Annotated in this window: 24 protein-coding genes and 1 riboswitch; of the genes, 16 read left to right on the forward strand and 8 right to left on the reverse strand. The window is 68.7% G+C overall.

The annotated features are described in order from the left end of the window. Positions 1-224 precede the first annotated feature (224 nt). The 9 genes from ACUTAG_RS14735 to ACUTAG_RS14775 are packed head-to-tail and all read left to right on the forward strand — an operon-like array spanning position 225 to position 8,480. Entirely contained in the window at positions 225-1,256 is a 1,032-nt protein-coding gene (locus ACUTAG_RS14735) for an ABC transporter substrate-binding protein (protein ID WP_148319407.1), read from the forward strand. Between the two features lie 56 nt (positions 1,257-1,312). Then, positions 1,313-2,368 (forward strand): ABC transporter ATP-binding protein, encoded by a 1,056-nt coding sequence (locus ACUTAG_RS14740; RefSeq protein ID WP_107316866.1) that lies wholly within the window; start codon positions 1,313-1,315, stop codon positions 2,366-2,368. Further along, positions 2,365-3,231, forward strand: a complete 867-nt coding sequence (locus tag ACUTAG_RS14745; protein ID WP_006389498.1) for an ABC transporter permease — start codon at positions 2,365-2,367, stop codon at positions 3,229-3,231. The genes ACUTAG_RS14740 and ACUTAG_RS14745 overlap by 4 nt, the downstream gene beginning before the upstream one ends. A 1-nt stretch (position 3,232) precedes the next feature. Beyond that, positions 3,233-4,033: an ABC transporter permease gene (locus tag ACUTAG_RS14750; RefSeq protein ID WP_006389497.1), complete on the forward strand. Its 801-nt coding sequence runs from the start codon at positions 3,233-3,235 to the stop codon at positions 4,031-4,033. Then, on the forward strand, positions 4,033-5,190 hold the full coding sequence (locus ACUTAG_RS14755) for an NAD(P)/FAD-dependent oxidoreductase (protein ID WP_148319409.1): 1,158 nt from the start codon (positions 4,033-4,035) through the stop codon (positions 5,188-5,190). The genes ACUTAG_RS14750 and ACUTAG_RS14755 overlap by 1 nt, the downstream gene beginning before the upstream one ends. Next, positions 5,174-5,482 carry a (2Fe-2S)-binding protein gene (locus ACUTAG_RS14760; protein ID WP_148319411.1) on the forward strand — a complete coding sequence of 103 codons (309 nt, stop codon included), beginning with the start codon at positions 5,174-5,176 and terminating at the stop codon, positions 5,480-5,482. Before ACUTAG_RS14755 ends, ACUTAG_RS14760 begins: the two co-directional genes overlap by 17 nt. Then, positions 5,479-6,924, forward strand: coding sequence for an FAD/NAD(P)-dependent oxidoreductase (locus ACUTAG_RS14765; protein WP_026382404.1), 1,446 nt, complete (start codon positions 5,479-5,481; stop codon positions 6,922-6,924). The genes ACUTAG_RS14760 and ACUTAG_RS14765 overlap by 4 nt, the downstream gene beginning before the upstream one ends. Before the next feature lie 9 nt (positions 6,925-6,933). Further along, positions 6,934-8,097, forward strand: coding sequence for an NAD(P)/FAD-dependent oxidoreductase (locus ACUTAG_RS14770; protein WP_148319413.1), 1,164 nt, complete (start codon positions 6,934-6,936; stop codon positions 8,095-8,097). Beyond that, positions 8,094-8,480: a RidA family protein gene (locus tag ACUTAG_RS14775; RefSeq protein ID WP_148319415.1), complete on the forward strand. Its 387-nt coding sequence runs from the start codon at positions 8,094-8,096 to the stop codon at positions 8,478-8,480. The genes ACUTAG_RS14770 and ACUTAG_RS14775 overlap by 4 nt, the downstream gene beginning before the upstream one ends. Before the next feature lie 14 nt (positions 8,481-8,494). On the opposite strand, the gene ACUTAG_RS14780 is transcribed toward ACUTAG_RS14775, so the two are convergent. Genes ACUTAG_RS14780 through ACUTAG_RS14800 form a run of 5 tightly spaced genes read right to left on the reverse strand, consistent with a single transcriptional unit; the run spans position 8,495 to position 14,415 of the window. Further along, positions 8,495-9,775, reverse strand: coding sequence for an amidohydrolase family protein (locus ACUTAG_RS14780; RefSeq protein ID WP_446650223.1), 1,281 nt, complete (start codon positions 9,773-9,775; stop codon positions 8,495-8,497). A gap of 16 nt (positions 9,776-9,791) precedes the next feature. Continuing rightward, positions 9,792-10,742, reverse strand: a complete 951-nt coding sequence (locus ACUTAG_RS14785; protein WP_006389489.1) for an ABC transporter permease — start codon at positions 10,740-10,742, stop codon at positions 9,792-9,794. Positions 10,743-10,752: 10 nt separating this feature from the next. Next, entirely contained in the window at positions 10,753-11,826 is a 1,074-nt protein-coding gene (locus ACUTAG_RS14790; protein WP_006389488.1) for an ABC transporter permease, read from the reverse strand. A 31-nt stretch (positions 11,827-11,857) separates the two neighbouring features. Further along, positions 11,858-13,387, reverse strand: coding sequence for an ABC transporter ATP-binding protein (locus ACUTAG_RS14795; RefSeq protein WP_024067332.1), 1,530 nt, complete (start codon positions 13,385-13,387; stop codon positions 11,858-11,860). Beyond that, positions 13,384-14,415, reverse strand: coding sequence for a BMP family protein (locus tag ACUTAG_RS14800; RefSeq protein WP_024067333.1), 1,032 nt, complete (start codon positions 14,413-14,415; stop codon positions 13,384-13,386). The genes ACUTAG_RS14795 and ACUTAG_RS14800 overlap by 4 nt, the downstream gene beginning before the upstream one ends. Before the next feature lie 451 nt (positions 14,416-14,866). Here ACUTAG_RS14800 and ACUTAG_RS14805 point away from each other — a divergent pair, with 451 nt between their 5' ends. The 6 genes from ACUTAG_RS14805 to ACUTAG_RS14830 all read left to right on the forward strand — a co-directional run bounded on the left by ACUTAG_RS14805 (position 14,867) and on the right by ACUTAG_RS14830 (position 19,305). Then, on the forward strand, positions 14,867-15,781 hold the full coding sequence (locus ACUTAG_RS14805; protein ID WP_148319417.1) for a rhodanese-like domain-containing protein: 915 nt from the start codon (positions 14,867-14,869) through the stop codon (positions 15,779-15,781). 125 nt (positions 15,782-15,906) lie between these two features. Continuing rightward, entirely contained in the window at positions 15,907-16,833 is a 927-nt protein-coding gene (panE, locus tag ACUTAG_RS14810; RefSeq protein WP_148319419.1) for a 2-dehydropantoate 2-reductase, read from the forward strand. A 166-nt stretch (positions 16,834-16,999) separates the two neighbouring features. Next, positions 17,000-17,611, forward strand: a complete 612-nt coding sequence (locus ACUTAG_RS14815; protein WP_006389483.1) for an NAD(P)-dependent oxidoreductase — start codon at positions 17,000-17,002, stop codon at positions 17,609-17,611. Positions 17,612-17,768: 157 nt separating this feature from the next. Continuing rightward, positions 17,769-18,221 carry a nuclear transport factor 2 family protein gene (locus ACUTAG_RS14820; RefSeq protein WP_020925729.1) on the forward strand — a complete coding sequence of 151 codons (453 nt, stop codon included), beginning with the start codon at positions 17,769-17,771 and terminating at the stop codon, positions 18,219-18,221. Between the two features lie 12 nt (positions 18,222-18,233). Then, entirely contained in the window at positions 18,234-18,803 is a 570-nt protein-coding gene (locus ACUTAG_RS14825; protein ID WP_054499257.1) for a flavin reductase family protein, read from the forward strand. A 4-nt stretch (positions 18,804-18,807) separates the two neighbouring features. Continuing rightward, a complete protein-coding gene (locus ACUTAG_RS14830) occupies positions 18,808-19,305 on the forward strand; it encodes a nucleoside 2-deoxyribosyltransferase (protein ID WP_148319421.1) in 498 nt (165 codons plus the stop codon). Positions 19,306-19,348: 43 nt separating this feature from the next. Here ACUTAG_RS14830 and ACUTAG_RS14835 read toward each other — a convergent pair whose 3' ends face one another. Continuing rightward, entirely contained in the window at positions 19,349-20,026 is a 678-nt protein-coding gene (locus tag ACUTAG_RS14835) for a TetR/AcrR family transcriptional regulator (protein WP_148319423.1), read from the reverse strand. Between the two features lie 151 nt (positions 20,027-20,177). Here ACUTAG_RS14835 and ACUTAG_RS14840 point away from each other — a divergent pair, with 151 nt between their 5' ends. Beyond that, positions 20,178-21,386, forward strand: coding sequence for an MFS transporter (locus tag ACUTAG_RS14840; RefSeq protein WP_006389478.1), 1,209 nt, complete (start codon positions 20,178-20,180; stop codon positions 21,384-21,386). A 57-nt stretch (positions 21,387-21,443) separates the two neighbouring features. Here the strand turns inward: ACUTAG_RS14840 and ribB are convergent, their stop codons facing one another. Both ribB and ACUTAG_RS14850 read right to left on the reverse strand, forming a co-directional pair. Then, positions 21,444-22,163, reverse strand: a complete 720-nt coding sequence (ribB, locus tag ACUTAG_RS14845) for a 3,4-dihydroxy-2-butanone-4-phosphate synthase (RefSeq protein ID WP_020925723.1) — start codon at positions 22,161-22,163, stop codon at positions 21,444-21,446. A 108-nt stretch (positions 22,164-22,271) separates the two neighbouring features. Next, positions 22,272-22,426: riboswitch (FMN riboswitch) on the reverse strand. Between the two features lie 234 nt (positions 22,427-22,660). Next, positions 22,661-24,016, reverse strand: coding sequence for an IS110 family transposase (locus tag ACUTAG_RS14850; RefSeq protein WP_148316867.1), 1,356 nt, complete (start codon positions 24,014-24,016; stop codon positions 22,661-22,663). Positions 24,017-24,171 lie beyond the last annotated feature (155 nt).

Raw genomic sequence — 24,171 nt, forward strand, 5'->3', positions numbered from 1 at the left:
GCTCCTTTTCTCGTTCTATCGGGGTTTGTACGGACAATAACCCATTGACAGGGCCTGCCCCGCGGATCCATTATTTGTCCGGACATTCATGTACGGACAAATTGTACGGCGGACATGAGGTCGCGGGGCAAGCGGGTCCGCATTTTTTTCTGCGGCGAGTCCATCCCCGGATTCAGGCAGCACCGGCAGTTCTTGCAGTTCTCTTCCAATAAACGGGGGTTTTCATGGGCAAGGTACTCGCAGTCCTGGCGGCGGCCACGGTGGCCGTCGGCGTATGCGCCACGGCGCAGGCGCAGCAGAAGTTGGTGGTGGCCGGCTACGGCGGCTCGTTCGAAGACATCATGCGCAAGGACATCTTCCCGCCCTTCGCCAAGCAGCACGGCGTCGAGCTGGATTACGTGGCCGGCAACTCCACCAATACGGTGGCGCGCCTGCAGGCGCAGAAAAGCAACCAGCAGATCGACGTCGCCATCATCGACGACGGCCCGATGTATCAGGCTATCGCGCTGGGCTTCTGCGCGCCGATCCAGGGCCTGCCGGCCGACGATATCTACGGCACCGCGCGCTACAAGGACGACAAGGCGGTGGCCATCGGCATCGTCGCCACCGGCATCATGTACAACAAGAAGGTCTTCGACGAGCGCAAGTGGGCCGCGCCCACCTCGTGGAAGGACCTGAAGGATCCCAAGTACAAGAAGCAGCTGGTGGTGCCGCCGCTGAACAACACCTACGGCCTGCACACGCTGGTGGAATACGCCCGCGAGGGCGGCGGTGGCGAGAAGAAGATCGACGCCGGCTTCAAGACCTTCAAGGACGAGGTCGGCCCCAACGTGCTGGTGTACGAACCGTCGCCGGGCAAGATGACCGAGCTGTTCTCCAGCGGCCAGGCCACCATCGCCGTGTGGGGCAGCGGCCGCGTCAAAGCCTTCGCCGACACCGGCTTCCCGGTGGGCTTCGTCTATCCGCAGGAAGGCGCCTACGCGCTGCTGTCGTCGGTGTGCCCGGTGGCCAAGGCCAATTCCAATCCGCTGGCGCAGGCCTTCGTCAATTACCTGGTCAGTCCCAAGGTGCAGGAGCAGCTGGCCAGCGCCTACGGCTACGGCCCCGTCAACAAGCAGGCCAAGGTGGCGGACGATCCGCGCGTGCCGCTGCCGATCGGCAAGCGCGCCACCGACCTGATCGTGATCGACTGGGACACCGTCAACCAGAACCGGGACAACTGGAACAAGCGCTGGACGCGTGAAATCGAGCGCTGAGGTTTCGTACACCAGCACGCAACGGCGGCGCGGGCGCGCCGCCAGCGGGAGCATCCATGAGTTATCTCGTATTGAACCGCCTGTCCAAGCGCTACGGCGACCTGACGGCGGTCGAGGACCTGAGTCTGTCGGTCGAACGCGGCGAGTTCATCTCGCTGCTGGGGCCGTCCGGCTGCGGCAAGACCACCACGCTGCAGATGATCGCCGGGTTCGTCGAGCCCAGCGGCGGCAGCATCGTGCTGGACGGCAAGGACGTCAGCCGCACGCCCGCGAACAAGCGCGGGCTGGGCATGGTGTTCCAGAACTACGCGCTGTTCCCGCACATGACCGCGGCCGAGAATGTGTCGTTCGGCCTGGAGATGCAGCGGGTCGGCAAGGACGAGCGGCAGGCGCGGGTGGCTGAGGCGCTCAAGCTGGTGGGCCTGTCGCATCTGGCCGACCGCCATCCGGCGCGCATGTCGGGCGGCCAGCAGCAGCGCGTGGCGCTGGCGCGCGCGCTGGTGATTCGCCCCAGCGTGCTGCTGCTGGACGAGCCGCTGTCGAACCTGGACGCCAAGCTGCGCGAGGAAATGCAGCTGGAACTACGCAGCATCCAGCGCACCGTCGGCACCACCACCATCCTGGTGACGCACGACCAGTCCGAAGCGCTGGCGCTGTCCGACCGCATCGTGGTGATGAACCAGGGCCGGGTCGAGCAGGTGGCCGAGCCGTTTGCCGCGTATGAAGGGCCGTCGAACCGCTTCGTCGGCGGCTTCCTGGGCAAGGCCAATGTATTCACGCCCTCGCCGCAGTCTTATGACGGCGAGGTGCGGGCGCGCATCGGCGAGGCCCACATCGCCATGGACGGGCAGCCCGTGCCGCAGGGTGCGGTGATCGTGCGGCCGGAAAAAATCCTGTTTGCCGAGGCCGGCGCCTGTGCCCTGCCCGGCCGCATGAAGACGCGCGTGTTCCAGGGCAACCACTGGCTGTGCCAGGTCGAGACCTCGGTGGGCGAAGTCATGGTGATCCGCCAGAACGATGGCGTGCCGGTGCCTGCCGAAGGCGCGACCGTACACCTGCGCTGGCGCGCGCAGGACATGTGCGCGGTGGCCGGCCAGGAGCCGGCAAAATGAGCGCGCGCGCCAACCCCTGGCTGCTGAGCGCGCCAGCGCTGGCGGTGTACGCCACCTTCCTGGTGGTGCCGATGGCGCTGGTGCTGCTGATCAGCTTCTTCGACTTCCAGTTCTACGGCGGCATGCAGGCCACCTTCACCTGGAAGAACTACATCGAGATTTTCAGCGACGGCTATTACTACGAGATCTACGCCCGCACCTTCGGCGTGGCGGCGTTGGTGACGCTGGCATGCCTGGTGCTCGGCACGGCCGAGGCCTACGTGCTGTCGCGCATGGCCAATCCGTGGAAGGGCCTGTTCCTGATGGTGGTGCTGGGGCCGCTGCTGATCTCGGTGGTGGTGCGCACGCTGGGCTGGGCGCTGCTGTTCGGGTCCACCGGTCTCATCAACAAGGCGCTGATGGGCATCGGCCTGGTGTCCACGCCGATCGACCTGATGTACAGCAACCTGGGCGTGGGCATCGCGCTGACGCATGTGCTGGTGCCGTTCATGGTGATCGCGGTGTGGGCGTCGTTGCAGCGGATCAATCCGTCGACCGAGGCCGCCGCGCTGTCGCTGGGCGCCAGCCAGTTCACCGTGATCCGTCGCGTGATCGTGCCGCAGGTCATGCCGGGCATCCTGTCGGGTTCGATCATGGTGTTCGCGATGGCCGCCAGTTCCTTCGCCACGCCGGCCATCATCGGCGGCCGGCGCCTGAAGAACGTGGCCACCGCCGCCTACGACGAGTTCCTCAACACGCTCAACTGGCCGCTGGGCGCGGCGCTGGCGGTGGTGCTGCTGGTGGCGACCGTGGTGGTGCTGCTGTCGGCCAACCGGCTGATCGAGCGCCGCTATGGCGCGGTCTTCAATCCGTCGGGGGCCTGACATGAACTTTCGCAACGGCCCCATCGGCCTGCTGTTCCACACCCTCTTCATCCTGTTCATCCTGGCGCCGATCGTGATGGTGTGCGCGGTGGCATTCACCTCTGAGGGCTTCATCTCGCTGCCCAGCGGGGGGCTGTCGTTGCGCTGGTTCCGCGCCATTCTCGACAACCCGCGCTTCATCGAGGCGTTCTGGTTCAGCCTGGGGCTGGGCACGCTGTCGGCGACGCTGGCGATCGCGCTGGCGGTGCCCAGCGCGCTGGCGCTGGCGCGCAACCGCTTCCGCGGCCGCGAGGCGCTGGTGGCGTTCTTCCTGTCGCCGCTGATGATTCCGCACGTGGTTCTTGGGCTGGCCTTCCTGAAATTCTTCACCACGGTGGACCTGGCCGGCACCTACGTGGGACTGGTGGTGGCGCACGTGATCCTGGTGATGCCCTACGCGCTGCGGCTGGTGCTGGCCTCGGCCACCGGTATCGATCCGGCGCTGGAACGCGCGGCGCAGTCGCTGGGCGCCTCACACTGGACGGCATTCCGGCGCGTGGTGCTGCCGTTGCTGCTGCCGGGCGTGGTCAGCGGCTGGGTGATCGCCTTCATCACCAGCTTCGACGAGCTGACCATGTCGATCTTCATCGCCTCGCCCTCCACCACCACGCTGCCGGTGCGCATCTTCCTGCACATCGAGGACACCATCGACCCGCTGGTGACGGCGGTGTCGGCCGTGCTGATCTATGTGACCATCATCGCCATCTTCATCCTGGACCGCCTGGTCGGCCTGGAAAAGCTGTTTGTCGGAAAGGGACGCTAATGACGGACGAAATACAACAGGCGCCGCGCGCGCCGGCGCATCGCGGGGTCTACGACGCCGTGGTGATCGGCGGCGGCCTGGTCGGCTCGGCCGTGGCCTACGGGCTGCGGCGCGAACTGGACCACGTCGCGGTATTGGACGAAGGCGACGTGGCCTACCGCGCCTCGCGTGGCAACTTCGGCCTGGTCTGGGTGCAGAGCAAGGGCATGGGCCTGCCGCGCTACGGCGTGTGGACCATGACCTCGGCCGGCGCCTGGCCGCAACTGGCGGCCGAGCTGCGGGAGCAGACCGGCGTGGACGTGCACCTGGAACAGCGCGGCGGCCTGCACGCGCTGTTGAGCGACGAAGAGATGGAAGCGCGCGCCACCTTCATGCGCACGCTGCTGGCGCAGCCCGGCATGGCGCAGTACGACTGGAAAATGCTGGACCGCCACCAGCTTGCCGACATGGTGCCCGGCATCGGCCCCGAGGTGCGCGGCGCCACCTGGACGCCGGTCGACGGCATCGCCAATCCGCTCAAGCTGCTGCGGGCGCTGCACATGAGTTTTGCACAGCGGGTTGTGGATTACCTGCCGCGCTGTCCGGCGCAACAGATCCGCCAGCGCGACGGCGTGTTCGAGGTGACCACGCCCACCGGCACGGTGCGGGCGCGCAAGCTGGTGCTGGCCAGCGGCCTGTCGAACAAGGCGCTGGGCGAACAGGTCGGCCTGACGGTGCCGGTGCGGCCGCAGCGCGGCCAGATCGTGGTGCTGGAACGCACCCGCCGCCTGCTGGAAACGCCACTGTCCACGCTGCGCCAGACCGACGAAGGCACCTGGCTGATCGGCGATTCGCAGGAAGAGGCCGGCTATGTGGACAACCAGGTGGGCCTGCCGATCCTGGGCACGCTGGCCGACCGCGCCGTGCGCACCCTGCCCGCCCTGCGCGAGGTGCGCGTGGTGCGCAGCTGGGCCGCGCTGCGCGTGATGTCCAAGGACGGTTTCCCCATCTATCAACAATCCGAGACGTGCCCCGGCGCCTTCGTCGCCACCTGTCACAGCGGCGTCACCCTGGCGGCCGCGCACGCGCTCAAACTGGCGCCCATGATCGCCGCCGGCCAGCTGGCCGACGACATGGTGCCCTTCTCGACCCGGAGGTTCCATGTTCAAGAGGCTTGACGAGGCGCAGCGCCAGGCGCAGGGCGCGCCGGTGCGGGTGACGGTGAACGGCACCGAACTGCAGTGCCGCGCCGGCGACAGCGTGGCCGCGGCGCTCTTTGCCGGCGGCATGCTGGCCTGTCGCGACACCGCGGTCGGTGAAGTGCCGCGCGGCCCCTATTGCATGATGGGTGTGTGCTACGACTGCCTGGTCACGATCGATGGCCAGGCCAACCAGCAGGGCTGCATGACGGCCGTGCGTGACGGCATGAAGATCGAGCGCCAGCTTGGCGCGCGCAAGGTGCAGGCATGATCGAGACGACGCAATGCGATTTGCTGGTGGTGGGCGCGGGCCCCGCCGGGTTGGCCGCCGCCACCACCGCCGCCCGGCTGGGGGTGGACACGGTGCTGCTGGATGAGCAACCCGCGCCGGGCGGACAGATCTACCGCGCCATCACCACCACGCCGGTCACCGACCGTGCCGTGCTGGGGCCGGACTACTGGCATGGCGCTTCACTGGTCGAGCCGTTCCGGCAGTCAGGCGCGCTTTATGTGCCTGGCGCGACCGTGTGGGCAGTGGCCGAGCGCACCGCGCCCGAGCCGCAGCGCGGTTTCGAGGTGGCGTATTCGGTGGCGGGCGAAGCGCGCATCCTGCATGCGCGGCGCCTGCTGCTGGCCACCGGCGCGCAGGAACGGCCGTTCCCGATTCCCGGCTGGACGCTGCCCGGCGTCATCACCGCCGGCGCGGCGCAGATCTTGCTGAAGTCCGCCGGCGTGGTGCCGGCCGACCGTACCGTGCTGGCCGGCTGCGGCCCGCTGCTGTACCTGGTGGCCTGGCAATACCTGAACGCCGGCGTCAAGGTCGACGCGCTGCTCGAAACCACGCCGCCGGGCCGCCTGCGTCAGGCCTTGCCAAAGGTGTGGGATTTCCTGCGCTCGCCGTATCTGGGCAAAGGGCTGTCGCTGTTGCGCGCCGTCAAGGCGGCGATTCCCATCATCAAGGGCGTGACGGCGCTGGAAGCGCTGGGGCAGGACAAGCTGGAAAGCGTGCGCTACACCACCGCGGCGGGAGAAACCAAGACGCTGCCTGCACAGCAGCTGATGCTGCACCAGGGTGTGGTGCCCAACGTCAACCTGTCGCGCGCCATCGGCGCCGAGCATCGCTGGAACACGGCGCTGGACTGTTGGGAGCCAGACGTGGACGAGTGGGGCCTGACCTCGGTGGACGGCGTAGGCATGGCGGGCGATGGCGCCGGCATCGCCGGCGCGCTGGCGGCTGAACAGCGCGGCCGGCTGGCGGCGTTGCAGGCCGCGCACCTGCTGGGCCGCATCGACGCGGGGCGGCGCGACAACGAGGCCGCCGCGCCGCGTGCCGCGCTGGCGCGGTCGGTGCGCGGACGCGAGTTCTTCGATGCCCTGTACAAGGCGCCCGAGACCTTCCGCCGCCCCACCGGCGACACCATCGTCTGCCGTTGCGAGGAAGTGACGGCGGCGCAGGTGCGCGACACCGTCAAGCTCGGTTGCAGCGGCCCGAACCAGATGAAGGCCTTCCTGCGCTGCGGCATGGGGCCGTGCCAGGGGCGCTTCTGCGGCCTGACGGTGTCGGAGATCATCGCCGAGGAACGCGGCGTGCCGGTGCCGGAAGTGGGCTACTACCGCCTGCGCTTTCCGACCAAGCCGCTAACGCTGGGCGAGCTGGCGTCGCTGCCGCAGACCGACGAGTCGCGCCAGGCGGTGGTGCGGTTGAAGAAATAGGAGCCCGTCATGACGGACGCTTCGCGCTCGGCCGCCGTCATCATCATCGGCGGCGGCCTGCACGGCAGTTCGGCGGCGCTGCACCTGGCGCGCGCCGGCGTGCCGGCGCTGGTGATCGAGAAGAACTACGTCGGCCGCCATGCCTCGGGCGTGAACGCCGGCGGCGTGCGCACCCTGGCGCGACACCTGGCCGAAGTGCCGCTGGCGCTGGCCTCGCGCGAGCTCTGGTACCGCATCGGCGAACTGGTCGATGACGATTGCGGTTTCGAGCAGCACGGGCAGGTGCGCGTGGCCGAGAACGAGGCCGACGTGGCGGCGCTGCGCGCGCGGCTGGCGACCATGCGGCAGCATGGCTACACGCACGAGCAATGGATCGACCGCGATGAACTGCTGGCGATGATTCCCGCGCTGGCGCCCACGGTGCGCGGCGGCCTGATCGCGCGCGAGGACGCCGCCGCCGACCCTTACCGCACCACGCTGGCGTTCCGGCGCAAGGCCGCCAGCCTGGGCGCGCGCTTCCTGGAAGGCGTGCGGGTGCTGCGCACCGCGCACGAAAATGGCCAGTGGCGCATCGAGACCGACGCCGGCACCTACACCGCGCCGCAGGTGCTCAACTGCGCCGGCGCCTGGGCCGACCGCATCGCCGCCGAGTGGGGCGAACCCGTGCCGCTGACCGCCATCAGCCCGATGATGCTGGTGACGCTGCGCATGGATCATTTCCTGGACGCGGTGGTGCTGGGCACCGGCCGGCCGCTATCGTTCAAGCAGCGCGCCAACGGCACCGTGCTGATCGGCGGCGGCCGCCGCGCCTGGGTCGATCGCGACGCGGAATGGACCGAACTGGATTTCCGCTCGCTGGCCGAGGGCGCGCGCACGGTGTGCGACCTGTTTCCGCATATGCGGCACGCCATCGTGAACCGCGGCTGGGCCGGCATCGAGGCCGCCATGCCCGACGAGATCCCCGTGATCGGCCGCAGCCGGCGCCATGACAGCGCCTTCCACGCCTTCGGCTTCTCAGCCCACGGCTTCGAGCTGGGCCCGATCGTCGGCCGTATCATGGCCGATCTGCTCACCACCGGCGCGACCGACCTGCCGATCGCGCCGTTCGCCATCGACCGTTTCACCGGCGCCACGGGCGCGCCGGCATCCACCCCCAAGGAGCAGCACCCATGACTGATATCGTGCGCAAGGATTCCAACGAACGCCTGAGCCGCATCGTGATCCACGGCAATACCGTGTACGTGGCGGGCGTGACCTCGTCGGCTGAAGGCGGCATCACCGCGCAGACGCGCGACGTGCTGGCCAAGATCGACGGCTACCTGAAGCGGGCCGACACCGACAAGACGCGCCTGCTGTCGGTGCAGATCTGGCTCAAGGACATCGAACGCGACTTCGCCGGCATGAACGCGGTGTGGGCCGAGTGGGCGCCGGCCAATGCGCTGCCGACGCGCGCGACCTGCGAGGCCAAGCTGGCCTCGCCCGATCTGTTGGTCGAGATCATCGTCACGGCCGCCAGGCGGCCGGGATACGTCGGCGGGCCGGTGTCGGAAGCCTGATCCCGCCGGGCGAGTCAGCGGGCCGGTGTCTGGAAGCTGACCTGACCCGGCCGCCCCGGCAGGTTCAACGTCGCCGTGGCCGGCGGCGTCGTCGCCACCACCTGCCCGGCGCGCAACACCATCAGGCGCGTGGCGCGCAGGCGCAGCGCTTCGACCGGGTCGCGCGCCTGCAGCAGCACCAGGTCGGCGCGCTTGCCCACTTCCAGCCCGGTCTCGTCCAGGCCCAGGATCTTCGCCGGCGTGGCCGTGACGGCCTGGAAACAGGCGCGCATGGCGTCCTGCCCGGTCATCTGCGCCACGTGCAGGCCCATGTGCGCCACTTCCAGCATGTCGCCCGAACCCAGGCTGTACCAGGGGTCCATCACGCAGTCGTGGCCGAACGCCACCGGCACGCCGGCGGCCAGCAGCTCGGGCACGCGGGTCATGCCGCGGCGCTTCGGGTAGGTGTCGTGACGGCCCTGCAGCGTGATGTTGATGAGCGGGTTGGCGATGGCCGACACGCCGGCCTCGCGCATCAGCGGGATCAGCTTGGACACGTAGTAGTTGTCCATCGAGTGCATCGAGGTCAGGTGCGAACCCGTGACGCGGCCCTGCAGGCCCAGGCGTTGCGTGTGATAGGCCAGCGTCTCGATGTGGCGCGACAGCGGGTCGTCGCTTTCATCGCAGTGCATGTCCACGCGCAGGCCGCGCTCGGCGGCCAGTTCGCACAGGATGCGCACCGATTCGGCGCCGTCCTGCATGGTGCGCTCGAAGTGCGGAATGCCGCCGACCACGTCCACGCCCATGTCCAGCGCGCGTTTCAGGTTGTCGAGCGCGCCCGGCGTGCGCAGCACGCCGTCCTGCGGGAAGGCGACCAGTTGCAGGTCCAGGTACGGCTTGACCTTCTCGCGCACGTGCAGCAGCGCTTCCACCGCCAGCAGGCGCGGATCGCAAACGTCGACGTGCGAGCGGATCGCCAGCAGGCCGCGCGCCACCGCCCAGTCGCAATAGGCCAGCGCGCGCTCGACCAGCGCTTCCTGCGTCAGCAGCGGCTTGAGTTCGCCCCACAGCGCGATGCCTTCGAGCAACGTGCCCGACTGGTTCACGCGCGGCAGGCCGAACGACAGGGTCGAGTCCATGTGGAAGTGGGCGTCGACGAACGGCGAAGTCACCAGCTGGCCGGCGGCGTCGATGGTCTGCGCGGCCTCGGCCTTCAGCGCCGGTTCGAGCGCCGCGATGCGGCCCTGGGCCACGCCGATGTCGATGTGCTGGCGGCCGTCCGGCAGCGTGCAGTTCTTGAGGATCAGATCGAGCATAGTCAAACCTTGTGGATTACCGTTCGCCCTTGCGGTAGGGCTTCATCAGGGCCTGCGGGTAGGCGGCGCGGCGCGCCATCACCACCAGGGCCAGGATGGACAGAATATAGGGCAGCATCAGGTAGACCTGATAGGGCAGCTCGGGCAGGCCCGGCAGCGCCGCCCCGCCCTGCTGCAGCCGCAGTTGCAGCGCGTCGAAGAAAGCGAAGATCAAGGCGCCCAGCAGCGCCTTGCCGGGCCGCCACGAGGCGAACACCACCAGCGCCACGCAGACCCAGCCGCGGCCGTTGACCATGTTGAAGAAGAAGGCGTTGAAGGCCGCCAGCGTGAGGAAGCTGCCGGCCACGCCCATCAGCGCCGAGCCGGCGACGATGGCGCCCATGCGCAGCCTGGTCACCGACAGGCCCTGGCCCTCGGCGGCGGCGGGGTTCTCGCCCACCATGCGGATCGCCAGGCCGACCGGGGTGCGGTTCAGCACCCACGCCAGGATTGGCACCGCGGCCAGCGCCAGCAGCGTCATCGGCGTCTGCCCGGCCAGCACCGGGCCGATCAGCGGAATGCCGTCCAGGAACTTCATCTCGGCGAACGGCGTGATCGTCGGTGGCGTGTTCACGCTGGGGAAGGTGACGCGGTAGGCGAAGTAGCTCAGGCTGGTGGCCAGCAGTGTCACGCCCAGCCCCGAGACGTGCTGCGACAGGCCCAGCGGCACCGTCAGCACCGCGTGCAGCAGGCCGAACACGGCGCCCGCCAGCGCGGCCGCCAGCACGCCCACGTACAGCGGCGCGCCCAGGTACACCACCAGCCAGCCGGTGAAGGCGCCGGCGGCCATGATGCCTTCGATGCCCAGGTTCAGCACGCCGGCGCGCTCGCACAGCAGCACGCCCAGCGTGCCCAGGATCAGCGGCGTCGCCAGCCGCAACACCGCGACCCAGAAGGCCGCGGAACTCAACAGGTCCATCCATTCCATGGCGTGCTCCTCAAGCCCGGTTGCGGCGCAGGCGGTACTGCGCGAACAGCGTCGCGACCAGCATGGCGAGCAACGACGTGGCGACGATGACGTCGGCGATGTAGTTCGGCACCGCGATGGCGCGGCTCATGCTGTCCGCGCCCACCAGCATGCCGGCCACGAAAATGCTGGCCAGGATCACGCCCAGCGGATGCAGGCCGGCCAGCATGGCCACCACCACGCCGGTGTAGCCGTAGCCCGGCGACATGTCGAGCGTGACGTAGCCGGTGCGGCCGGCCACCTCGATGGCGCCGGCCAGTCCGGCCAGCGCGCCCGACAGCATGGCCGTGCCCAGCATCACGCGATTGACCGGCAGGCCCAGGAAGCGCGAGGCGTGCGCGTTGGCGCCGACCGCGCGCATCTGGAAGCCGAACACGGTGTAGCGGTTCAGCAGCCACAGGCCCAGCGCCAGGCCGGCGGCCCACAGCAGCCCGGTGTGGGCGCGGGTGCGCTCGATCAGCTTGCCCAGCTCCAGGTCGGGGTTGAGCGCCACCGATTGCGGCCAGCCCATCGCCATCGGGTCCTTCATGGGGCCGTCCAGCATCATCGAGACGAACAGCAGCACGATGAAGTTACCCAGCAGCGTGGTCACCACCTCGTCCACGCCCAGGCGCGTCTTGAGCAGCGCCGGGATCAGCAGCAGCAAAGCGCCGGCCAGCGCCGCCGCCAGCATCATGCCGCCGAACAGCGCCGGCAGGGGCAGGTCGAAGCCGGTGCCGTCGTGCAGGCCGCCCACCGCCACGGCGGCCAGCGCGCCCAGGTACAGCTGGCCTTCGGCGCCGATGTTGTAGAAGCGCGCGCGAAAGGCCACGGCACAGGCCAGGCCGGTCAGCATCAGCGGCGTGGCGCGCGTCAGGGTCTCGGACAGCGCGAACTTGGAGCCGAACGCGCCTTCGAACAGCAGCGCGTAGGTGCGGCCCACCGGCGCGCCGGCCCAGGCCACCAGCAGCGTGCACACCGCCAGCGTAAAGAGGATGGCCGCGATCGGGGCCAGGGCCAGCGCGGCGCGGCTGGGCTCGGGACGGCGTTCCAGGATCAGTTTCATTCGAGAAATGCTCAGTAGAGGGGGCGCGGCGTCAGGCGCGCGTGCCCGTCATGGCCAGCCCGACGGTGGCGGGCGTCCATTGCGCGACCGGCTTGTCGGCGACCAGCTTGCCGCCGCACAGCACCGCGATGCGGTCGGCCAGCGCGAAGATCTCTTCCAGGTCTTCCGACACCAGCAGGATGCCGGCGCCGCGCCGGCGCGCGGCCAGCAACTGCTCGCGCACGTAGGCCACCGCGCCGATGTCCAGACCCCAGGTGGGCTGGTCGGCGACGATGAAGCGCGGTTCGCGCGCCAGGGTGCGGCCCAGGATCAGCTTCTGCATGTTGCCGCCCGACAGGCTGCGGGTGCGCACGTCGAGCGAGGCGGCGCGCACGTCGAACTGCCTGGCCAGCGCCGCCGCATAGGCGCGGCCGGCCTTGGCGCGGATCAGCCCGAAGCGCGAGAAGCGCGGGTCCTTCAGATCTTCGACGATGGCGTTTTCCCACAGCGGGCTGTCGCCGATCATGCCTTCGCCGTGGCGGTCCTCGGGGATGCGGCCCACGTGCGCGGCGGTCCAGCCGGCCGGCGTGGTGGGCGCGGCGGCGTGTTCGGGGCCCAGGCGGATGGTGCCGTCGGCCGGCTGGCGCAGGCCGGTCAGCACCGACACCAGCGCCTGCTGGCCGTTGCCGGCGACGCCGGCGATGGCGACGATTTCATGCTTGTGCACCACCAGGTCCAGGCTGTCCAGGCGCGGCGCGCCGCCGCGCGGGTCGCGCACGGTGACCTGCGACAGCGTCACCACCGGCGCGGCCTGACCGGCCGCCGCCATGGCTTCGGCGTGCGGCATGGCGACCTTGCGGCCCACCATCAGCTCGGCCAGCTCGGCCGGCGTGGTGGCGGCGGTCTCGCGCTCGGCCACCAGCTTGCCCTGGCGCAGCACCGCGACGCGGCGCGACACGGCCATGACCTCGTCCAGCTTGTGCGAAATGAAGATGACGGCCAGGCCCTCGTCGACGAAGCCGCGCAGCGTGGCGAACAGGTCCTGCACCTCCTGCGGCGTGAGGACGGCGGTGGGTTCGTCCAGGATCAGCACCTTGGCGCCGCGGTACAGCGCCTTGAGGATCTCGACGCGCTGCTTCTCGCCCACCGACAGGCTGCCGACGCGCGCGTCCGGATCCACCCCCAGGCCAAAGCGCTGGCCCAGTTCCACCAGGCGGCGGCGCGCCGGGCCGCGGCCCGAGGCCAGCTTCCACAGCGACTCGGTGCCGACCATGATGTTGTCCAGCACGGTCAGGTTGTCGGCCAGCGTGAAGTGCTGGTGCACCATGCCGACCCCCGCCGCCAGCGCGGCGTCGGGCCGGCCCGGCGGCAAGGGTTGGCCGAAGACTTCGATGCTGCCGGCGTCGGCCACGTAGTGGCCGAACAGGATCGACACCAGGGTCGATTTGCCGGCGCCGTTCTCGCCCAGCAGGGCCAGCACTTCGCCTTGCGCCAGCGTCAGCGAGACATCGTCATTGGCCGTCAGGCTGCCGAAGCGTTTGGTGATCCCTGCCAGCCGCAGGGCGAGAGGCGCTTGATTCATCGTGCCGACGACTTGGGTTCTTTGTCGTTGACCTGCACGCTGAAGCTGCCGTCCAGGATGGCCTTCTGCCTGGCCTGCACCTTGGCGATCAGGTCAGCGGGGATCTTGCTTTCGAAGGTGCCCAGCGGCGCCAGCGACGAACCCTTGTATTTCATCAGCGAGTACTGGCCGAAGTCGGCGGCCTTGAAGGTGCCGGCCTTGACCTGCTTGAGCGCCTCGTCGATGGTCGGCTCCATGCTCCACAGCGCCGAGGCCACCACGGTCTCGGGGTATTGAGGCTGGGTGTCGATGACGTTGCCGATGGCCAGCTTGCCGCGTTCCTTGGCGGCGTCCGACACGCCGAAGCGCTCGGCGTACAGCACGTCCGCGCCCTTGTCGATCATGGCGAAAGCGGCTTCCTTGGCCTTCGGGGGATCGAACCACGAACCGATGAAGGTCACGGTGAATTCGGTCTTGGGGTTGATTTCCTTGGCGCCCTCGATGAAGGCCTGCATCAGGCGGTTCACTTCGGGGATGGGGTAGCCGCCCACCAGGCCGATCTTGCCGGTCTTGCTCATGCCGGCGGCGATCATGCCGGTCAGGTAGGCCGGTTCCTGGATGTAGTTGTCGAACACCGAGAAGTTGGGCTGCTGCGGCTTGCCCGAGGAACCCATCAGGAAGGCGGTCTGCGGGTAGTCCTTGGCAACCTTGCGGGCGGCGGCCTCGACCGCGAAGGCCTCGCCCACCACCAGCTTGTTGCCCTGCTCGGCGTACTGGCGCATGACGCGCTCGTAGTCGGCGTTGGTGACGTTTTCCGAGAACGTGTATTCGATTTCACCCCGGTCGCGCGCGGCGGTCAGCGCCTTGTGGATGCGCGACACCCATTGCTGTTCCACCGGCACCGTGTAGATGGCGGCAACCTTGGTCTTGGCGGGCGCCTGGGCCTGGGCGCCGGCCGACAGCAGCAGCGCGCCAGCGGCGGCCGCGGCCAGCTTCAGCAGGCCACGGCGGGCGATGCCGCCGGCGGCCGGGAGGGAAAGGGATTTCATGCGCAAGTCTCCTTCGCGGGGATGGAAAGGGAATGGGAGGGATGGCGGCGATGTCCGGGCGTCGCGGTGCGGCACGCGTGGGCGGGCGGGGTCGAAGGCGTGGGATCGGTCATCGGATGGGGGGAGCGCCGGGGCGGCGCGCCCCATCCGAATGGGCGGGTTCGCGGCCAGTCCTGGCGAAGCAAGTTGTATGCCATGGGGCAATCCCGCGACAAGTCGGGGGAATCCTGATGGCCGGGCGGAATTATAGGCACCCCGGCGGGGAAACGTGGCACCAGGATGGTGCGCACCGTCGCGGTGCGTGGACACTTTTCGGCGTGGAACAGCCTGTTGCGGCTGAAATGGGCCCGAAAGGCCCTGGAAGCCTATCGCCATGCGGCCATCGGCGCGGCCGCGGGCCTAAAATTCCCTGCATAGCGCCGCGTCCTTGCGCGGCAAGCCGGAATCCATCATGCAAGACATTCAATTGCTGCTCGAGCAGTACGGCGGCTGGCTCGTCTTCGCCAACGTGCTGGTCGAGCAGGCGGGCCTGCCCGTGCCCGCCTATCCCATGCTGATCGCCGCTGGCGCCCTGGCCGGCGCAGCCGGCTGGCTGGTGCCGTGGCTGGCGGCCACCGTCGCCTGTCTGCTGGCCGACTCGCTCTGGTACGCGGCCGGCCAGCGCTACGGCTCGCGCCTGCTGGGCGTGATCTGCAAGATGTCGCTATCGCAGGATTCCTGCATCCGCCAGACCCAGCGGCTGTATCTGCGCATCGGCGTGCGCGCCCTGCTGGTGTGCAAGTTCCTGCCCGGCGCCGGCGCCCTGTCCACCGTGATGGCCGGCCTGACCGGCACGTCGTACCGCCGCTTCCTGGCGTATGACCTGGTGGGTGCCATGATCTGGGCCGGTTCGGCGCTGCTGCTGGGCGGGCTGTTCCACAGCGTGGTCAACGACGTGCTGGACGTGCTGGGCACCTACGGGCCGATGGGCCTGGCCCTGCTGGCCGCGGTGCTGGCGCTGTACATCATTGCGCGCGCCCTGCGGCGCTGGATCCTCAAGCGCAACCTGCGCGTGATTCCGCGGCTGTCGGTGGACGAGCTGATGCAGTGGCGCCAGGACGGCCGCCAGGCGCTGGTGTTCGACGTGCGCCCCGAGGCGGTGCGCGAGGAAGACCGCATTCCCGGCGCCATCGCCGTCGACCTGCGCGCGCCGCTGCCGGCCCTGGAAGCGGGCAGCGAGGAGGCCGACATCGTGGTCTATTGCGCTTGCCCCAACGAGGTCTCGGCCGCGATGCTGGCCGCGCGCCTGCGCGCCGCCGGCTATCCCAACACCTGGGCCCTGCGCGGCGGCTACGAGGCCTGGGCGCGGCACGCGCATCCGGCCTGACGACGTGCCGCGGCGGCGTCTGTCCGAGCCATGGGCGCCCGCGCGGTTGCGGCCCGCGCCCGGCGCCGCCACGGGCGCATAATGGCTCCATCGGCCCGCGCCTTTGACGGGCCAGGGAGACAGGCATGAAATTGTTGTTCTTGGGCGCCGGCGGTACCGGCGGCTATTTCGGCGGCCGCGCCGCCCAGGCGGGCGCGGACGTGACCTTCCTGGTGCGCGAGGCCCGCGCCGCGCGCCTGCGCGAGCAGGGGCTGCGCATCGAAAGCCCGTTCGGCGACGCCACGCTGCAACCGCAACTGGCCACCGCCGACACGCTGAAGGGCTTCTACGACGTGGTGGTGCTCAGCTGCAAGGCCTATGACCTGCAAAGCGCCATCGACGCCATCCGCCCCGCCGTGGGTCCCGACACCGCGGTGCTGCCCATCATGAACGGCGTGCTGCAGTACGACGTGCTGGACCGCGAATTCGAGCCGCACCGCGTGCTGGGCGGCCTGTGCCAGATCAACGCCACGCTCGGCCCCGAAGGCCAGGTGATCCATCTGGGCAAGCACGCCAGCATCGTCTTCGGTGAGCGCGCCGGCCCGGCCCGCAGCGCCCGCTGCGAGGCGCTGGCCGAGGCCCTGGCCGGCGGCGAATACGTCAGCCGCCTGAGCGAAGACATCTACCAGGACATCTGGGAAAAATACGTATTCCTGACGACGCTGGCCGCCGCCACCTGCCTGATGCGCGGCACGGTCGGCCAGATCGCCGCCACCGACGACGGCGCCGATATCGTGCGCGGCCTGCTGCGCGAATCGCAGGCGGTTGCCGCCGCCAGCGGCCACGCGGTGCGGCCCGAGGCCGATGCCAATGCGCTCAAGATCCTGACCGACCCGTCCCAGGCCATGACCGCCTCGATGTTCCGCGACCTGCGCCAGGGTCTGCCGGTCGAGGCCGACCACATCGTCGGCGACATGGTGCGGCGCGCGCGCACGCTGGGGGTGGATGCCACCACGCTGCGCACGGCCTACGCGCATTTGCAGGTCTACCTGGCGCAGCGCGCGGCGGCCTGATGGCGGTGACCCGGGCCCATTGGTGCATGGATTGCAAAAAACTCTTCCACGCCCGTGGGTTCCTGGATCCGATCCGGCCGAATAGTATGGGTTTGCCTGCGCTCCGGACCGCACAGCGCCGCACGTCGTGGCCACCGTCCGGGGCCCACCTTCCAGGAGCAAGACCATGAAAATCGCATTGATCGGAATCACGGGCCGTGTCGGCTCGCGCGTGGCGGACGAGCTGCTCAAGCGCGGCCACCAGGTCACGGGCATCGCCCGTAACCTGGGTGACGTCAACGCCCAGCCCGGCCTGACCATCGAACAGGGCGATGCCACCGATCCGCAGGCGCTGACGCCGCTGCTCAAGGGCCATGACGCCGTGGTCAGCGCCTCGCGCTTCGTGTCGGCCGACGCCAAGCCGCTGCTGGCCGCCGTCAAGGACGCCGGCGTGCCGCGCCTGCTGGTGGTCGGCGGTGCCGGCAGCCTGGAAGTGGCCCCCGGCAAGATGCTGATCGACACGCCGGAATTCCCCGATGCCTACAAGCCCGAGGCGCGCGCCGGCGTAGTATTCCTGGACGTGTTGCGTCAGGAAAAGGTGCTGAACTGGACCTTCCTGTCGCCGTCGGCACTGTTCGAGCCGGGCGAACGCACAGGCGCCTTCCGCCTCGGCGACGACAGCCTGCTGGTCGATGCCGGCGGCAAGAGCTGGATCTCGATGGAAGACTACGCCATCGCCCTGGCCGACGAGATCGAGACCCCCAAGCACTCGCGCCGCCGCTTTACCGTGGGCTACTGATCCCGCCCGCTCCGGATCGCCCGACGCGGCTCCTTGGACACAAGGGGCCGCGTCATTTTTCAGGCGAAAGCCGCAATGGCGGCAGGGTCGAATCGGCCGGTTTTGTTTGTAAACTGGCAAACCGCCAGCCGGCGTCACGATCCCCCGAGTAGTCAGTATGAGCATGAAGTTCAAATCGTTGGCCCTTTGCCTGCTGCTGGCCGCCAGCTGTGTGGCGCCGGCCCAGGCCGCCGCGCCGCAGTCCAACAAGGACATCGTGATGGCGTTTTTCCGCATGATGTTCCAGGACCGCGACATCGACGAGGCGGTGCGCCTGTATGTCGGCAAGAACTACATCCAGCACAACCCCTACATGCGCGATGGCGTCGAGCCGATGGTGGACTTCTTCCCCCATTACTTCGAGCAGCATCCGCAGGCCAGCGTCGACATCAAGCGTGTCATTGCCGAGGGCGACCTGGTGATGATCCACAACCTGTGGCGCGAATCCCCCGAAGACCGCGGCCAGGCCGTGGTCGACATCTTCCGGGTCGAGAACGGCAAGATCGTCGAGCACTGGGACGTCAGCCAGGAAATCCCGGAAAACCCCGCCAACAAGAACGGCATGTTCTGAGACCGGTAAATCATGTCCGCCATCGAACCCGTCGACCTGCCACGCGCCTACCTGCTGCTGAACCACGGCCCCACCGTGCTGGTCACCAGCGCCCACGGCACCGAGCGCAACGTCATGGCCGCGGCCTGGGCCATGCCGCTGGATTTCAGCCCGCCCAAGATGTTGGTGGTGGTGGACAAGAACACCTACACCCGCGCGCTGATCGAGGCCTCCGGCGAATTCGCGCTGTGCATCCCGTCGCGCGCGCAGGCCCAGGCCACCTTGCAGGTTGGCTCGCACTCGGGGCGCGACGAAGACAAGTTCCAGGCCAGCGGCCTGGCCACCTTCCCCGCCCGCAGGATCGGCGCGCCGCTGATCGAAGGCTGCCTCGGCTGGCTCGAATGCAAGGTGGTGCCCGAGCCGCATAACCAGCAGGCCTACGACCTGTTCATCGGCGAGGTGGTGGCCGCCTGGGCCGCGCCCGACGTGTTCTCCGGCAATCGCTGGCATTTCAACGACGACGCGCGCCGCTCGGTGCACTACGTCGCGGGCGGCTCGTTCTTCGCCACCGGCGAAGCGTTTTCAGTCGCCGATCCGGAGTAAGCCCATGCGCCGCGTCTACCTTGCCGGCTTCGACGTGTTCCTGCCCGACGCGGGGGCGCATGGCGAGCAGCTCAAGGCGCTGGCGGCCGCGCACGGTTTCGAGGGACTCTACCCGCTGGACAACACGCCGCCGGCCGGCCTGTCCGGCGTGGCGCTGGCGCAATGGATCTACCAGGCCAACGTGGCGATGATCCAGCGCGCCGACCTGGTGATGGCGAATCTCAATCCATTCCGTGGCGCCGAGCCCGATTCGGGCACGGCCTTCGAGGTCGGCTACGCCATCGCGTCGGGCAAGCCGGTGTGGGGCTATACGTCGCAGGCCGGCAGCGTGCGCGAGCAGGTCGCCGTGGGCGTGGCCGCCGACGATGCGGCGCGCGCGGTGGATGCGCTGGGCTACACGGTCGAGGACTTCGGCTTGAACCTGAACCTGATGCTGGCCTGCAGCGCCCGCATCGTGGTGGGCGACGCGGCCGACTGTCTGGCCCGCATGGCGCGCGGCTAGGCCGCCAGCGGCGCCCCGTCGGCGCTGGCCGTCGTCCCGGGCCTCAGGCCGCGCCGGCGCGGCCGGGCTTGCGCGCCGTGGCGCGGGGCCGGGCCTTGACGCTGGCGGTCGGCGTGCCCAGGTATCCCATCACCGCATCCACCACCGCCCCTTCCAGTTGCCGTGGATCGAACCCGGCTGGCGGTTCCAGCGCCACCGCGTGTACCAGCGACTCCATGATGCGCAACACCACGTAGGTCGCCAGCTCGCGATCCTGCTGCGCGATCTCTTCGCGATGCAGCTCCAGCAGGTGGCGCATGCGGCGGTGGATGTCCTGGTCGGCGCGGCTGTGGTCGCGCGGCTGGTCGAACAGCGGGAATTCGCGTTCCAGCACGCGGTGCAGCGCCGGCTCCAGCAGGTGCGCGCGCAGCGAGGCGGCGACGATGGCCGCGACCCGCTCGCGCAGCGTGGCCGCGGGGTTGCCGTCCAGCACCTCGTCGATCAGCGCCAGCATCTGCTTGTCGTGGCGGTCGTGCAGCGCCGCGATCAGTGCGTTCTTGTTCGGGAAGTACTGGTACAGCGAACCGACGCTGACCCCGGCTGTCTCGGCGATCCGGTTGGTGTTGGTGCCGGCGTAGCCGTGCTCGGCCAGAACGCGAGCTGTGGCCTGCAGAATGGTGTCCACGGTCTGTTGCGAACGTTGCTGGCGCGGCGATTTACGGGGCTGCGGGATGGATGTCATTGGGTTCGGGGAAAGCGAGTTTCAAACCTGAGCACCGGCTCATAAAATTTCGATACGCAACTTGAATTGCGTCGAGCACCGGCCGATTATGCCATCGTCGATTACGGCGAGCCGGCCATGCGGTGCCGCTTCCCCCTTTCAAGGAACTCTCATGTCGAATGCATCGACGGCCACGGCGCTGCCCGCGGCCGGCGGGACCGCGCGTCCCGTTTTCATGCAGATATTGCCCCTGGCGCTGGCGGTCTTCGTCGGCTTTTTCATGGTCGGCCTGCCCATGCCGGTGCTGCCGCTGTACGTCGACGGCGTGTTGGCGCAGGGCGCGCTGGTGGTCGGCATCGTGGCCGGCCTGCAGTTCGCGGCGGCGCTGCTGTCGCGCGCCTGGTCCGGTTCGCTGGCCGATCGTCGCGGCGCCAGGCGCGCGGTGGTCACCGGCTTTCTGCTGGGGTCGGTGGCCGGCCTGTTCTACCTGCTGGCCGACGCGCAGGCGGAGCAACCGCGCGCGGCGCTGGCCGCGTTGATGGCCGGCCGCGCCCTCATGGGCTGCGCCGAAAGCCTGATCGTCACCGGCGCGCTGAGCTGGGGCGTGGGCCGCGTCGGACCGCAGAACGCGGGCCGCGTGATGGCCTGGATCGGCGTGGCGATCTACGCCGCCTTCGGGCTGGGCGCGCCCGCCGGCATGCGTCTCTACGGCGCAGCCGGTTTCGAAGGCATCGCCTGGGCCACGGTGTTCATCCCGGTGCTGGCGTTGGCGCTGGTGCTGCCGCAGCGCGGCGTGCCGGCGGCCGGCGGCGTGCGCACGCCGTTCTACCGCGTGCTGGGCATGGTGATGCTGCCGGGTTTGGGGCTGGCGCTGACCAGCGTGGGTTTCGGCGTCATTACCGCCTTCATCAGCCTGCTGTTCGCGCAGCGCGGCTGGGACGGCGCGGCGTGGATGTTCAGCCTGTTTGGGGTCGGCTTCATCGTGGCGCGGCTGTTCTTCGCGGGGCTGCCCGACAAGCTGGGCGGCGCGCGGGTGGCGCTGGTGTGCGTGTTGATCGAGGCGGCCGGCCAGTGGCTGATCTGGATGGGCCCGACGCCGGCGTGGGCCTTTGCCGGCGCGCTGTTGAGCGGCGCGGGCTATTCACTGGCGTTCCCGGCGTTCGGCGTGGAGGCGGTGCGGCGCGTGCCGCCGGCCAGCCGCGGCGCGGCCATGGGGGCGTATGTGGCGTTCCTGGACGTGGCGCTGGGCATCGCCAGTCCCGCGGCCGGCTGGTTGGCCGGGATGCGGGGCTATGGGGCGGTCTATGCGCTGGGCGGCGCGTGCGCGCTGGGCGCGGTGTTCGTGGCGATGGCGCTGCGGGGCCGGGTGGCCGCCGCCTAAGCGTCCGAAGACTGGTTTGACGATCGAGGCGCCCGCTATTGCGGGCGCCTTTTTCGTTCAGACCGTGGCCGCCATTTCCAGCACTTCGTCATCGACCGGCTGGGCCTGGCCGTCGCGCAGTTGCTGCAGGTGGTCGGCCAGTTCGGCGATGGTCAGGGCGACCAGGCCGTGCTGGGCGGCATAGCGCTCCAGCGCGGCGCCGCGCATCATGGTGCCGTCGGCGTTCATCAGTTCGCACAGCACGCCGGCCGGACGCAGGCCGGCCAGCGTGGCCAGGTCGACCGAGCCTTCGGTGTGGCCGCGGCGGGTCAGCACGCCGCCGGGCTGGGCCCGCAGCGGGAAGACGTGGCCGGGGCTGACGATGTCCTCGGCCTGGGCGGTGGGCGAGATGGCGGCGCGGATGGTGGTGACGCGATCCACGGCCGACACGCCGGTGCTGACGCCTTCGCGCGCTTCGATCGAGACGGTGAAGGCGGTGGCGAAGCGGCTCTGGTTGCGCTGGACCATGGGGGCCAGGTCGAGACGGTCGAGGGTTTCGCCGGGCAGGCACAGGCAGACGATGCCACTACCGTCGCGGATCAACTGGGCCATGACGGGCACGGTCAGCTTGTCGGCGGCGACGATGAGGTCGGCTTCGTTTTCGCGGTCGAAGTCATCCATGAGGATGACGGGACGGCCCAGGCGCAGGTGATGCAGGGCGCGTTGCAGGCGCGCGGCGAAGGGCTGGGCGGCCAGGCTGGGGATGGGGGATTGCGGGGTAAGGGTAACGTTGGACATTGAAACGCTCTCGCGAAAAAGTGGGCGAAAAACGTTTCAGGGCTAATCGACAGCCGAACGCAAACCGATTGCCCGCGCGTATGGGGCGCGGACAGGGGGCGTGTGACGGCACATCTTCTCTCATCCGGACTGTGACCGTCGGCCCTGGCATCTCACCAGATCTGCTGACCCCGGTGTCCGTAAAGGACGCCGGGCGCTCGCGGGCTCGCCAAGTTGCTTGGCATACCGCCGGTGGGGAATTTCGCCCCGCCCTGAAGACGTACTGCTTGTTTGTCGTGTTAACGACATCGGGGATTTTACGCTGGTCTTGGGAGGGGCGCTGAATATGCTTATTGCGGGTGGGGTTTTGGGTGGGGGTGGGGGTGGGTTCTTAAGACGCCGGGGGTGGCGGGGCTTGGGGGGAGCGGGGCTACGATTGCGGTCCGGAGCGTTCGCTCCGGACTGCCCCTTCGTCATCTTCGTCACAGCCTTCGGCTGTTCCTCTCAAGAAACTCCACTTAAGTCATTGATACCTCGTTGGTTTCTCCTGAGGCGGTTAACGGAACCAAGCTGTAGCCCATGGTCTCTGCACGTTTTGTCAGGTGATGCAGGACGCGTTGGCGGTGGCGTTCTTTGTAGTACAGCTCACCTTGGTCCACGTATTCGGACCCTTTGGTCAGTAGGGTGTAAATCAGTCGAGCCAGTTTGTGCGCGGCTGCGGTGATGGCGCGCCGCTTGTCCAGGCGAGCGCACAGCCTTCGGTAGTAGGCGCCCAAAGCGGACTGGCTGTGGCGTAGCGCCATTGCCGCCAGACGCAGGGCCTGTGCGGCGCGGTTGGGTGAGCGTTTGGTGGCGCCGTTCAGAACCTTGCCTCCGGAGATGCGTGTGCCCGGGCACAAGCCTAACCACGAAGCGAAGTGCTTGGCCGAAGGGAAGCGGTTCATGTCCGGACCGACCTCGGCCAGGACGGTAAAGGCAGTCATCTCGTCGATGCCGTTGATGCGGGTCAGGTCCACGCCGCACATGGCAAATAGATGCGTGCGCAGATCGAAGGCCATGGCCTTTTTGGGCCAGCGGCGCTGCGACTTGCCCGGATCGCCGTCATGGCGGTGCAGTTTGTGCAGTTCGGCTTGGATGTGCTGATCGCAATCGTTGAGCAGTTGTTGATAGGTGTCGTACAGGGCCAGCGCTTGCCGCAGCGCGAACAAGTGCTCGTGACGCCAGTTGCCTTGCAGCGCGGCAGCGATATCGTCCTCGCTGGCTTTGACCTGGCGCTTCTTCAGGCGGGCCAGTGCATGCGGGTCGCGCTCGCCGCCGACGATGGCGCGGATGATGGCCTGACCGGTGACCCCGACGATGTCGGACAGCACTTGCGTGAGCTGAATGTTCATCTGGGCAAGTGCCTTCTGCATGTGCTGCACGTGGCGCACCTGCGAGGCAAGCAGCATCTCGCGCTGGCGCGAGAACTCGCGCAAGACGCAAATCTCGTCAGAGGGACGGAAGGCGCCGGCCAACAGGCCATAGCTCATGAGCTGTTGCAGCCACTGGCAGTCCAGGACATCGGACTTGCGGCCCGAGACGTTCTTCACGTGACGGGCGTTGACCAGGTAAACGTTGAAACCCTGGCTATCGAGCAGCTCGTAAAGCGGGATCCAGTAAACGCCGGTGGACTCCATGGCCACGGCGGTAACGCCGCAGTCCTTGAGCCATTGCGCTAGGCGATACAAATCGGCCGTAAAGCTCTTGAACTCGCGGACAGGTTGGTCGTCGCGGTCATGAGGCACGGCGACGAAGTGGCTGGCCGACCCGATGTCGATGCCCGCGGCATCGGGATGGGCCAGGCTTAGGGTTGCATCGGACTTGCGAGGTGACATGGCTTGCTCCATCATCGCTAACGGAATGCCGCCAGGCATGGGTACGTCGTTGTACTCACTCTCTCAAACGGGATGCACGCGCTAAGCGTGTGCTCACCAATGTCGGTGACGTCACCCGGGGCCATGCTTCAGTACGGGCGTGGGCAAACACGCAC

It is taken from the genome of Achromobacter sp. CSND-B12 (assembly GCF_052906545.1).

What these genes read in the sequence shown, in the direction of transcription:
- ACUTAG_RS14735 (WP_148319407.1), top strand. Translation starts at nt 225, where the DNA reads ATGGGCAAGGTACTCGCAGTCCTGGCGGCGGCCACGGTGGCCGTCGGC.
- ACUTAG_RS14740 (WP_107316866.1), top strand. Translation starts at nt 1,313, where the DNA reads ATGAGTTATCTCGTATTGAACCGCCTGTCCAAGCGCTACGGCGACCTG.
- ACUTAG_RS14745 (WP_006389498.1), top strand. Translation starts at nt 2,365, where the DNA reads ATGAGCGCGCGCGCCAACCCCTGGCTGCTGAGCGCGCCAGCGCTGGCG.
- ACUTAG_RS14750 (WP_006389497.1), top strand. Translation starts at nt 3,233, where the DNA reads ATGAACTTTCGCAACGGCCCCATCGGCCTGCTGTTCCACACCCTCTTC.
- ACUTAG_RS14755 (WP_148319409.1), top strand. Translation starts at nt 4,033, where the DNA reads ATGACGGACGAAATACAACAGGCGCCGCGCGCGCCGGCGCATCGCGGG.
- ACUTAG_RS14760 (WP_148319411.1), top strand. Translation starts at nt 5,174, where the DNA reads ATGTTCAAGAGGCTTGACGAGGCGCAGCGCCAGGCGCAGGGCGCGCCG.
- ACUTAG_RS14765 (WP_026382404.1), top strand. Translation starts at nt 5,479, where the DNA reads ATGATCGAGACGACGCAATGCGATTTGCTGGTGGTGGGCGCGGGCCCC.
- ACUTAG_RS14770 (WP_148319413.1), top strand. Translation starts at nt 6,934, where the DNA reads ATGACGGACGCTTCGCGCTCGGCCGCCGTCATCATCATCGGCGGCGGC.
- ACUTAG_RS14775 (WP_148319415.1), top strand. Translation starts at nt 8,094, where the DNA reads ATGACTGATATCGTGCGCAAGGATTCCAACGAACGCCTGAGCCGCATC.
- ACUTAG_RS14780 (WP_446650223.1), bottom strand. Translation starts at nt 9,775, where the DNA reads ATGCTCGATCTGATCCTCAAGAACTGCACGCTGCCGGACGGCCGCCAG.
- ACUTAG_RS14785 (WP_006389489.1), bottom strand. Translation starts at nt 10,742, where the DNA reads ATGGAATGGATGGACCTGTTGAGTTCCGCGGCCTTCTGGGTCGCGGTG.
- ACUTAG_RS14790 (WP_006389488.1), bottom strand. Translation starts at nt 11,826, where the DNA reads ATGAAACTGATCCTGGAACGCCGTCCCGAGCCCAGCCGCGCCGCGCTG.
- ACUTAG_RS14795 (WP_024067332.1), bottom strand. Translation starts at nt 13,387, where the DNA reads ATGAATCAAGCGCCTCTCGCCCTGCGGCTGGCAGGGATCACCAAACGC.
- ACUTAG_RS14800 (WP_024067333.1), bottom strand. Translation starts at nt 14,415, where the DNA reads ATGAAATCCCTTTCCCTCCCGGCCGCCGGCGGCATCGCCCGCCGTGGC.
- ACUTAG_RS14805 (WP_148319417.1), top strand. Translation starts at nt 14,867, where the DNA reads ATGCAAGACATTCAATTGCTGCTCGAGCAGTACGGCGGCTGGCTCGTC.
- panE (WP_148319419.1), top strand. Translation starts at nt 15,907, where the DNA reads ATGAAATTGTTGTTCTTGGGCGCCGGCGGTACCGGCGGCTATTTCGGC.
- ACUTAG_RS14815 (WP_006389483.1), top strand. Translation starts at nt 17,000, where the DNA reads ATGAAAATCGCATTGATCGGAATCACGGGCCGTGTCGGCTCGCGCGTG.
- ACUTAG_RS14820 (WP_020925729.1), top strand. Translation starts at nt 17,769, where the DNA reads ATGAGCATGAAGTTCAAATCGTTGGCCCTTTGCCTGCTGCTGGCCGCC.
- ACUTAG_RS14825 (WP_054499257.1), top strand. Translation starts at nt 18,234, where the DNA reads ATGTCCGCCATCGAACCCGTCGACCTGCCACGCGCCTACCTGCTGCTG.
- ACUTAG_RS14830 (WP_148319421.1), top strand. Translation starts at nt 18,808, where the DNA reads ATGCGCCGCGTCTACCTTGCCGGCTTCGACGTGTTCCTGCCCGACGCG.
- ACUTAG_RS14835 (WP_148319423.1), bottom strand. Translation starts at nt 20,026, where the DNA reads ATGACATCCATCCCGCAGCCCCGTAAATCGCCGCGCCAGCAACGTTCG.
- ACUTAG_RS14840 (WP_006389478.1), top strand. Translation starts at nt 20,178, where the DNA reads ATGTCGAATGCATCGACGGCCACGGCGCTGCCCGCGGCCGGCGGGACC.
- ribB (WP_020925723.1), bottom strand. Translation starts at nt 22,163, where the DNA reads ATGTCCAACGTTACCCTTACCCCGCAATCCCCCATCCCCAGCCTGGCC.
- ACUTAG_RS14850 (WP_148316867.1), bottom strand. Translation starts at nt 24,016, where the DNA reads ATGTCACCTCGCAAGTCCGATGCAACCCTAAGCCTGGCCCATCCCGAT.